Here is a 9,199-nt window from a genome sequence, read left to right as displayed (position 1 = left end):
GGGGCCCTTCGTCTGCTGCCCGTGGGGCCTGTCGTCAGCGTGCGTCGCAGGCCTGGGCGGCGAGCGCCCGGGCGATCTCGGCACGCGCCTCGCCGATGTAGCGCTGGGCGCCCTTGGGGGCGTCGTTGTCGGCGAGCCAGGCGTCGAGGCGGGCGAGCGTGGCTTCGCTGCCGAGGGGCTTGGGGAAGCCGTACTCGAGGACCGTCGAGGCCTTGTGGAAGCCGAGGGTGTCGATCAACGTCGTCGCGGCGTCGAGGAACTTCTCGAGGTAGGGCTCGAGCACGTCCTCCTGGCCGAAGCGGAAGATCGACATCGCCATCTCGCGCGAGGTCTCGTTGGGCGTGGCCGGGTCGGTGATCGCCGCCCAGCCGGCGGCCTTGGCCTCGGCCGTGGGCTGCGCGACGCGCGCGGCCGCGGCCTGCTCCTTGCCGGAGATGGTGCGGTCGACCTCGAGCTCGGCGTCGATCTCGGCGTCGCCGAACCGACCGGTCTTCGCCAGCGCGGTGATCAGGGCCCAGCGGAGGTCCTGGTCGACCGCGAGGCCCTCGACGCCGAACGAGCCGTCGAGCAGCCCGATCAGGTCGTCGAGCGCGGCATCGCGGTGTGCGGCAGCGGCGTAGGACCGGGCGAAGGTCAGCTGGTGGTCGCTGCCCGGCTCGGCGGCGAGCAGCAGCTCGCGCAGGCCCGACTCCCAGGTCGCGCGCAGGTCGGCGCGGTGGGCGGGGTCGGAGTAGAAGTTGACCGCCAGGGCGGTCGACGCCGGGATCCGGGTGACGGCCCAGGCGTCGGTCTCCCGGCCGATGTTGGCCAGCACCAGGTCGACCCAGTCGCGGGTGCGCATCTCGCCGTCGCGGGTCATGTCCCACGCGGCGCCCCAGACCAGGGCGCGCGGCAGCGAGTCCTCGAAGGCCGACAGCGAGGAGATCGCCGTGGCGAGCGAGCGCTCGTCAAGGCGGATCTTGGCGTAGGCGTGGTCCTCGTCGTTGAGCAGCAGCAGCGCGGGCTGCGCGACGCCGACCAGCTCCGGCACCTCGGTCGTGGCGCCCTCGACGTCGATCTCGAGGTACTGGCGGCGGACCAGGCGGCCGTCGACCTCGTCGTAGAGGCCGATGCCGAGGCGGTGGCGACGCAGCGTCGGGTAGTCGGCGTGCGCGCTCTGCGCGACCGCGAACGAGGAGTACGTGCCGTCCTCGGCCACCTCGAAGGCGGGGGCGAGGGTGTTGACGCCGGCGGTCTGCAGCCACTCCTGGGCCCAGCCCTGGAGCTCGCGGCCCGACTCCTTCTCGAGCGTGGCCAGCAGGTCCTTGAACTCCGGGTTGCCGTACTCCCACTCGCGGAAGTAGGCGCGCAGGCCCTGGAGGAACGGCTCGATGCCGACCCACGCCACGAGCTGCTTGAGCACCGAGGCGCCCTTGGCGTAGGTGATCATGTCGAAGTTGACCTCGACCGCGTGCAGGTCGACGTTGTCGGCCGCGATCGGGTGGGTGGAGGGCAGCTGGTCGGCGCGGTAGCCGGTCTGCTTGCGGGCGTTGGCGAAGCCGGTCCAGGCGTCGTCGAACTCGGTCGCGTTGGCCTCGCACCAGTAGCAGGCCCACTCGGCGAACGACTCGTTGAGCCAGAGGTCGTCCCACCACTTCATGGTGACCAGGTCGCCGAACCACATGTGCGCCATCTCGTGGGTGATGACGGAGGCGCGGAACTCGAAGAACGAGCGCGGCTGGCGGCTGCGGGGGAGGTACTCGTCGCGGAGCGTCACGCAGCCGGCGTTCTCCATCGCGCCCGCGTTGTACTCCGGCACGTAGAGCTGGTCGTACTTGCCGAAGGGGTAGGGGTAGTCGAACTGCTCCTCGAACCACGCGAAGCTCTGCTTGGTCAGCTTGACCAGCTCGGCGGTGTCCATGTGCTCCTTGAGCGACTGGCGGCAGTAGTGGCCGAGCGGGATGGTGCCGAACTTGCCCTCGTAGGTGTCGAGCTCGCCGTGGTACTCGCCGGCGACGATCGCGGTGATGTAGGTGGACATCCGCTTGGTCGTCGGGAAGCTCCAGGTCGCGACGCCGTCGCCGGCCGGGGTCGGCTCGGGGGTGGGCGCGTTGGAGACCACGACCCAGTGCGACGGGGCGGTCACGGTGAAGGTGAAGACCGACTTGAGGTCGGGCTGCTCGAAGGTGGTGAACACCCGGCGGGCGTCAGGCACCTCGAACTGGCTGTAGAGGTAGACCTTGTCGTCGACCGGGTCGACGAAGCGGTGCAGGCCCTCGCCGGTGTTGGAGTAGGCGCAGTCGGCCACCACGACGAGGGTGTTCGTGGCCTCGAGGTCGTCGAGGGCGATGCGGCTGTCGGCGAAGGCCGTGGCGGGGTCGAGGGGGCGACCGTTGAGCGTGATCTCGCGGACGGTGGGCGCGACCAGGTCGGCGAAGGTGCTCGCTCCGGGCTCGCGGCAGGTGAACTCCAGGGTGGTGGTGGAGGCAAACGTCGTCTCGCCGGTCGTCAGGTCGAGCTCGACGCCGTAGGAGGTGACGTCCAGGAGGGCGGCTCGGGTCGCGGCCTCGTCCCGGGTGAGGTTGGTTCCAGGCATGCACGCATCCTGCCACCGGGGTGTGGCACTGCCCACACCGGCCGGGAATAGCCGGGGCCGCCCCGGGATTGGGCCTGACATGGCTACCGCTGACCTCTGGTTCGACCCGCTCTGCCCGTTCGCCTGGATCACCTCGCGCTGGATCCGCGAGGTCGAGCAGGTGCGTGACATCGACGTGCAGTGGCACGTGATGTCGCTGGCGTACCTCAACAAGGACAAGGACATCCCCGCCGAGTACCGCGAGATGCTCCAGGGCACCGAGAAGCCGGTGCGCGTGGCGATCAAGATCGCCCAGGAGCACGACAACGCCGCGCTCGGCGAGTGGTACACCGCGATCGGCACCCGCCGGCACAACAACGGCGAGGACCTCACCCGCGAGACCGTCGCCGCGTCGCTGGCCGACGCCGGCCTGCCGGCCGAGCTGATCGAGGCCTGGGACGACGAGTCCCTCGACGAGGCGGTGGCCACGAGCCACCACGAGGGCATGGACCCCGTCGGCGACGACGTGGGCACCCCCACCATCCACATCAACGGCTCCGCGTTCTTCGGGCCCGTGCTGTCGAAGATCCCGCGCGGCGAGGAGGCCGGCGAGCTGTGGGACGGCGCCGTCGCCGTCGCGAAGTTCCCGTACTTCTACGAGCTGAAGCGCTCGCGCACCGGCGACCTCGACTTCTCGTGACGATCCGCTGACCCGACCAGTGCCCACGGCCGCCACCCGGGAGATCCGGGTGGCGGCCGGTCACTAGGCTTGCGCCCATGACTCGTGTCCTGTCCGCCGTCGCCTGGCCGTACACCAACGGCCCCCGCCACATCGGTCACGTCGCCGGTTTCGGCGTGCCCTCCGACGTCTTCAGCCGCTACATGCGGATGGCGGGCCACGACGTGCTGATGGTCAGCGGCACCGACGAGCACGGCACCCCGATCCTCGTGCTGGCCGACAACGAGGGCCTGCCGCCCCGCGAGCTGGTCGACAAGTACAACCAGGTCATCGTCGACGACCTCGTCGGCCTCGGCCTCTCCTACGACCTCTTCACCCGCACCACGACCGGCAACCACTACGCGGTGGTGCAGGAGATGTTCGAGACCTGCCGCCGCAACGGCTACATGGTCGAGGAGACCACGAAGACGGCCATCAGCCCGTCGACCGGCCGCACGCTGCCCGACCGCTACATCGAGGGCACCTGCCCGATCTGCAGGTACCCCGAGGCCCGCGGCGACCAGTGCGACAACTGCGGCAACCAGCTCGACCCGACCGACCTCATCGACCCGCGCTCGAGGATCAACGGCGAGACGCCCGAGTTCCGCGACACCCAGCACTGGTTCCTCGACCTGCCCGCCCTCGCCGACGCGCTGGGGGAGTGGCTCGACGAGCGCGAGGCGACCGGCCTGTGGCGCCCCAACGTGATCAAGTTCAGCCAGAACATCCTCAAGGAGATCCGGCCGCGCGCGATGACGCGCGACATCGACTGGGGGATCCCGGTCCCCGGCTGGGAGGACCAGCCGACCAAGCGGCTCTACGTGTGGTTCGACGCGGTCATCGGCTACCTCTCGGCCTCGATCGAGTGGGCGCGGCGCCTCGGCGAGCCCGAGAAGTGGCGCGAGTGGTGGAACGACGCGGAGGCGGAGTCCTACTACTTCATGGGCAAGGACAACATCGTCTTCCACTCCCAGATCTGGCCGGCCGAGCTGCTCGCCTACAACGGCGCCGGCGCCCGGGGCGGGGAGCCGGGCGGGTTCGGCACGCTCAACCTGCCGACCGAGGTGGTCTCCAGCGAGTTCCTCACCTTCGGCGACGCCCAGTTCTCCAGCAGCCGCGGCAACGTGATCTACGTCGGCGACTTCCTCTCGCGCTACGGCGCCGACGCGCTGCGCTACTACATCTGCGCGGCCGGTCCGGAGACCTCCGACGCCGCCTTCACCTGGGCCGACTTCGTGACGCGCAACAACTCCGAGCTCGTCGCCGGCTGGGGCAACCTGGTCAACCGCACGGCCACGATGATCGCCAAGAGCTTCGGCGAGATCCCGGCGTCCGGCCCGCTCGAGGAGGTCGACGAGCAGGTGCTGTCCACCGTCCGCGGCGGGTTCGACTCCGTGGGGGCGCTGATCGGCAAGCACCGCCTGCGCGCCGCCGTCGCCGAGGCGATGCGGGTGGTCGGCGAGGTGAACAAGTACCTCACCGTCACCGAGCCCTACAAGATGAAGGACGACGCGCAGCGCGAGCGGCTCGGCACCGTCCTCCACGTCGCCGCGCAGTGCGTCAGCGACTGCAACACCCTGCTGTCTCCGTTCCTGCCCCACGCGGCCAACAAGGTGCACGAGGTCCTCGGCGGCGAGGGCACCTTCATGCCGATGCCGCGCATCGAGCAGGTCGAGGAGCTCGAGGCCGGCAACGGCGCCGGCCACGTGTCGTACTCGATCATCACGGGCGAGTACTCCGCGACCCCCGCCTGGGAGTCGCGGCCCGTCGTCGCCGGCACGCCGGTCGCCAAGCCCACCCCCGTCTTCACCAAGCTGGACCCGTCCGTGGTCGAGGAGGAGCTGTCGCGATGACCGCCGAGATGTACCTGCCGCACTTCCAGGTCAAGCAGAAGCTGACCATGATGGTGAACCGCTACGAGGTCTCCGAGTCCGACGCGGCGGGCAACCCGACCCGGCTGATGGCCTTCGCCGAGCAGAAGCGGCTGGCGTTCAAGGAGCAGGTCACCTTCTACACCGACGCGAGCCGCTCGCGCCCCGTCTTCGGGTTCAAGGCCCGCAAGAAGCTCGACCTCAACGCCGGCTACGACATCACCGACGAGTCCGGCGCCCAGATCGGCTTCTTCCGCAAGGACTTCGGTGCCTCGCTGCTGCGCTCGACCTTCCACGTCGAGGGCCCGGGGTTCGCTGGCACCGGCCAGGAGCGCAACCAGCTCGTCGCGCTGCTGCGTCGCTTCACCGACCTCGACTTCCTGCCGATCCACTTCGACTTCGTCGACCCGTCGGGGCAGCCGCTGTTCTCGGTGGAGCGCAAGATGTCGATCGGCGACCGGTACCGCGTCACGGTGCCGGACCAGCGCGTCGACTTCCGCGTCGCCGCCGCCATCGCGGTCGGCCTCGACGCGCTGATGTCACGCTGAGCACGAGGAGCCGCACGTGATGTACCCCGAGGTCCGCGCGGCGGTCGCCGCGGACGCGAGCCCCGACCTGCGCGCGCCCGGCTTCGACCTGGCCGCGCACCGCGAGCAGGTCCGCCGGGCCAACCTCGCGCTGCCCCGGGAGGACGTGGCGGCCGTCGAGGACGTCGACGCCGGCGGGGTCCGGTGCCGCCTCTACACCCCGGCCGACGCGCTGCCCGGCGTGGTCGTGCACGCCCACGGCGGTGGCTTCGTGCTCAACGACGTCGACGTCCACGACGCCGTGTGCCGGCGGATGGCCAACCGCGGCCGCCGACAGGTCCTGAGCGTCGACTACCGCCGCCCCCCGGAGCACCGGTTCCCCGCGGCGCCCGACGACCTCGACGCGGTCGTCGGCTGGCTGCGCGACGGCGGCCTGCCCGGCCCGTACGCCGCCCACGGCGACTCCGCCGGCGCCAACCTCGCGCTGGTCGCCGCGCTGCGCAACCCCGGCTTCTTCTCGGTCGTGGGCCTGGTCTACCCCTTCCTCGACCCGCGGGGCTCCTTCCCCTCCTACGTCGAGGGCGCCCCGTCGGGCTTCGACCCGTCCGAGGCGGCCTGGTACTGGGAGCAGTACGCCGGCCCCGGCGCCGACCTCGACGACCCCGACCTCGCCCCGCTGCGCTCGGACGCGCTGCACACCCTGCCGCCCACGTTCGTCGCCACGGCCGAGCACGACCCGCTGCGCGACGAGGGCGAGGAGCTGGCCCGGCTCGTCGCCGAGACCGGCGTCGAGACGGTCGGCGTCCGCTGCCTGGGCCAGACCCACGGCTTCTGGCGGCACGCCGCCTTCGCCGCCTCCGAGCCGCTGGTGCGCCAGGTGGCCGGCTGGTTCGACCAGCACCTGTCCTGACCGGTCCCCGCCGCCCGCCCCGACCGGCCCAGACCGGATGCCCGATCGGCGTGCGTGCTCTGGGAGAATGGGCCCATGCGCGTCCACCTGGGATCCGACCACGCCGGCCTCGAGCTGAAGGACCACCTGATGAGCTGGCTGGTCGACCACGACTACGAGGTCGTCGACCACGGACCCTTCGTCCACGACCCCCTCGACGACTACCCCGTCTTCTGCCTCCGCGCGGGCGAGGGCGTCGCCGCGGACCGGGCCGAGGGCCTCGACAGCCTCGGGGTCGTGATCGGCGGCTCGGGCAACGGCGAGCAGATCGCGGCCAACAAGGTGACCGGCATCCGGTGCGCGCTCGCGTGGTCGGAGGAGACCGCGTCGCTGGCCCGCGAGCACAACGACGCCAACGTCGTCTCGGTCGGAGGCCGCATGCACCCGGTCGAGGACATGACGCGCTTCGTCGAGGTCTTCCTCACCACCCCGTTCTCCGGCGACGAGCGCCACGTGCGCCGCATCGGCCAGCTCTCGACCTACGACGAGACCCGGGAGCTCCCGGCGCTGCCGGAGTCGGCGCTGCGCGGTCCGACGGATGCCTGAGGGCCACACCCTCCGCAAGCTGGCCGACGAACTGACGGCGGCGTTCGCGGGCCGACGCGTGCGCGTCAGCTCCCCGCAGGGTCGCTTCCTCTCCGACGCCGCCCAGCTCGACGGCTCGCGCGTCGAGGGCGCGGACTCCGCCGGCAAGCACCTGTTCGTGGCGTTCGAGGGGGAGCGGTACGTCCACGTGCACCTCGGGCTGATCGGCCAGCTCGACGTCCACACCGGCCTGGCCGGCGCTGCCGAGGTGCCCGAGCCGGTCGGGGCGGTGCGCCTGCGCCTGGTCACGCTGGAGGCCGACGACGCGCGCGGGACGGCGTACGCCGACCTCCGGGGCGCGATCGTGTGCGACCTGGTCGGTCCCGCGAAGGTCGCCGACGTCGTGGGCGCCCTGGGCCCGGACCCGCTGCGGCCCGACGCCGACCCCGACCGGGCCTGGCGCCGGATCTCGCGCAGCGACCGCTCCGTCGGCGACCTGCTGATGGACCAGAAGGTGCTCGCGGGCGTCGGCAACGTCTATCGCGCCGAGGTGCTCTTCCGGCACCGCATCCACCCCCTGCGCCCCGGCCGCACGCTGCGGGTGGGCCAGTGGCGCGCGATGTGGGCCGACCTCGTCGAGCTGATGGCCGAGGGCGTGCGCACCGGCCGGATCGACACCGTCCGGCCCGAGCACACGCCCGCGGCGATGGGCCGCGAGCCGCGCCAGGACGACCACGGGGGAGAGGTCTACGTCTACCGTCGCACCGCCATGCCGTGCCTGGTCTGCGGTGGCACCGTGCGCACGGCCGAGCTCGCCGGGCGCAACGCGTTCTGGTGCCCGAGATGTCAGCCGGTCTTCCGCTCCCGCGCCGTACCATCTGCCAGCAGGAGCACCGACCCGTCGCGAGGAGCACGCCCATGAGCGCCTCCGGCGAGCACGGTCGCAGCCTCCGGGCGCGGGTGTCCGACCTCGTCGACCGGGTCCTGCCGCGCGGCACCCGGCTGGTCGCTGCGCTGGCCGTGGTCACCGTGGGCATCGGCGTCGCGGTCCAGCTGGCCCAGGGCTGGGTGCCGCTGGTGTCGCTGCTCGTGCCGCTGGTGGTGGCCAGCCTGATCCTCGGGCCGCGCCAGCTCCCGTGGTTCGTGGTGTTCGTGCTGCTCGTCCTGGCGCTCCTGATCCCCGGCCAGGCGCTGAACCCGCGCATCGCGGTGACCGTGGTGATCATGTATGGCCTCGGCTTCCTGGTGCTGCTGTCGTCGTTCCGCCGGTCCCGGCTCGGTGTCGGGGGCCTCGAGGGCGAACGGATGTTCGTCGACCTGCGCGACCGCATCCTGAGCCAGGGCGGGATCCCCGCGCTGCCGGACGACTGGTACGCCGCCGCCGAGCTGCGCTCCGCGGGCGGCACGCCGTTCGCCGGCGACTTCGTCGTCGCGGCGCGGATCGGCGACCGGCTCGAGGTGGCGGTCGTCGACGTCTCGGGCAAGGGGCAGGGCGCCGGCACCCGCGCGCTCCTGCTGTCCGGCGCGCTGGGCGGCCTGCTCGGCGCGCTGCCGCCGGGGGAGTTCCTCTCCGCTGCCAACACCTTCCTCCTGCGCCAGGAGTGGGAGGAGGGCTTCGCCACCGCGATCCACCTCTCGCTCGACCTCACGACCGGGCACTACGACGTCCGCAGCGCCGGGCACCCCCCGGCGGCCCTGCGCCACGCCGGGTCGGGACGCTGGGAGGTCATCGAGGCGGAGGGGCCGCTGCTGGGACTGATCCCTGACGTGTCCTACGCCGCCACCTCGGGCGAGATGCGGCCCGGGGACGCGCTGCTGCTCTACACCGACGGGATGGTCGAGACCCGCACCCGCGACATCAGCCTGGGCATCGACAAGATGCTCGGCCAGGCCGAGCGGCGCCTCCGCGGCGACTTCGAGGGCGGCGCCGCGCGGCTGGTGGACGCCATCGGCTCGCGCAACGACGACCGGGCGCTGCTGCTGGTGCACCGCCGCTGAGCCGGGTTGGGGCGAGCCCGCGGGGGGTGTGGCACCATGACACCCGCACCGGCGGCG

General features: G+C 71.9%; 8 protein-coding genes. 7 read left to right on the top strand and 1 reads right to left on the bottom strand.

Annotation, left to right across the window (positions count from 1 at the left end):
• Nucleotides 1–34 precede the first annotated feature (34 nt).
• A complete protein-coding gene (pepN, locus tag ACFFJG_RS04105; protein ID WP_378517329.1) occupies nucleotides 35–2,575 on the bottom strand; it encodes an aminopeptidase N in 2,541 nt (846 codons plus the stop codon).
• 79 nt (nucleotides 2,576–2,654) lie between these two features.
• On the opposite strand from pepN, the gene ACFFJG_RS04100 reads away from it, so the two are divergent.
• The 7 genes from ACFFJG_RS04100 (at nucleotide 2,655) to ACFFJG_RS04070 (ending at nucleotide 9,142) form a co-directional block, all read left to right on the top strand.
• Nucleotides 2,655–3,254 (top strand): mycothiol-dependent nitroreductase Rv2466c family protein, encoded by a 600-nt coding sequence (locus ACFFJG_RS04100; RefSeq protein WP_378517328.1) that lies wholly within the window; start codon nucleotides 2,655–2,657, stop codon nucleotides 3,252–3,254.
• Between the two features lie 77 nt (nucleotides 3,255–3,331).
• Nucleotides 3,332–5,125: a methionine--tRNA ligase gene (gene metG / locus ACFFJG_RS04095; RefSeq protein ID WP_378517327.1), complete on the top strand. Its 1,794-nt coding sequence runs from the start codon at nucleotides 3,332–3,334 to the stop codon at nucleotides 5,123–5,125.
• Nucleotides 5,122–5,691, top strand: coding sequence for an LURP-one-related family protein (locus ACFFJG_RS04090; protein ID WP_378517326.1), 570 nt, complete (start codon nucleotides 5,122–5,124; stop codon nucleotides 5,689–5,691). The genes metG and ACFFJG_RS04090 overlap by 4 nt, the downstream gene beginning before the upstream one ends.
• Before the next feature lie 19 nt (nucleotides 5,692–5,710).
• Nucleotides 5,711–6,580 carry an alpha/beta hydrolase gene (locus ACFFJG_RS04085; protein WP_378519449.1) on the top strand — a complete coding sequence of 290 codons (870 nt, stop codon included), beginning with the start codon at nucleotides 5,711–5,713 and terminating at the stop codon, nucleotides 6,578–6,580.
• 75 nt (nucleotides 6,581–6,655) lie between these two features.
• Entirely contained in the window at nucleotides 6,656–7,165 is a 510-nt protein-coding gene (locus ACFFJG_RS04080) for a ribose-5-phosphate isomerase (RefSeq protein ID WP_378517325.1), read from the top strand.
• Complete coding sequence (locus ACFFJG_RS04075; RefSeq protein WP_378517324.1) at nucleotides 7,158–8,066, top strand: Fpg/Nei family DNA glycosylase; 909 nt, start codon at nucleotides 7,158–7,160, stop codon at nucleotides 8,064–8,066. The genes ACFFJG_RS04080 and ACFFJG_RS04075 overlap by 8 nt, the downstream gene beginning before the upstream one ends.
• Nucleotides 8,063–9,142, top strand: a complete 1,080-nt coding sequence (locus ACFFJG_RS04070; protein ID WP_378517323.1) for a PP2C family protein-serine/threonine phosphatase — start codon at nucleotides 8,063–8,065, stop codon at nucleotides 9,140–9,142. The genes ACFFJG_RS04075 and ACFFJG_RS04070 overlap by 4 nt, the downstream gene beginning before the upstream one ends.
• Nucleotides 9,143–9,199 lie beyond the last annotated feature (57 nt).

The organism is Nocardioides zeicaulis, assembly GCF_042432345.1.
Classification (GTDB): domain Bacteria; phylum Actinomycetota; class Actinomycetes; order Propionibacteriales; family Nocardioidaceae; genus Nocardioides; species Nocardioides zeicaulis.
Note: the sequence above shows the minus strand (reverse complement) of the source record. Positions and strands in the feature narration are given on the sequence as shown.

Bases quoted from the DNA above. Each gene is read 5' to 3' on its own strand.
- pepN (WP_378517329.1), bottom strand. From the start codon at position 2,575: ATGCCTGGAACCAACCTCACCCGGGACGAGGCCGCGACCCGAGCCGCC.
- ACFFJG_RS04100 (WP_378517328.1), top strand. From the start codon at position 2,655: ATGGCTACCGCTGACCTCTGGTTCGACCCGCTCTGCCCGTTCGCCTGG.
- metG (WP_378517327.1), top strand. From the start codon at position 3,332: ATGACTCGTGTCCTGTCCGCCGTCGCCTGGCCGTACACCAACGGCCCC.
- ACFFJG_RS04090 (WP_378517326.1), top strand. From the start codon at position 5,122: ATGACCGCCGAGATGTACCTGCCGCACTTCCAGGTCAAGCAGAAGCTG.
- ACFFJG_RS04085 (WP_378519449.1), top strand. From the start codon at position 5,711: ATGTACCCCGAGGTCCGCGCGGCGGTCGCCGCGGACGCGAGCCCCGAC.
- ACFFJG_RS04080 (WP_378517325.1), top strand. From the start codon at position 6,656: ATGCGCGTCCACCTGGGATCCGACCACGCCGGCCTCGAGCTGAAGGAC.
- ACFFJG_RS04075 (WP_378517324.1), top strand. From the start codon at position 7,158: ATGCCTGAGGGCCACACCCTCCGCAAGCTGGCCGACGAACTGACGGCG.
- ACFFJG_RS04070 (WP_378517323.1), top strand. From the start codon at position 8,063: ATGAGCGCCTCCGGCGAGCACGGTCGCAGCCTCCGGGCGCGGGTGTCC.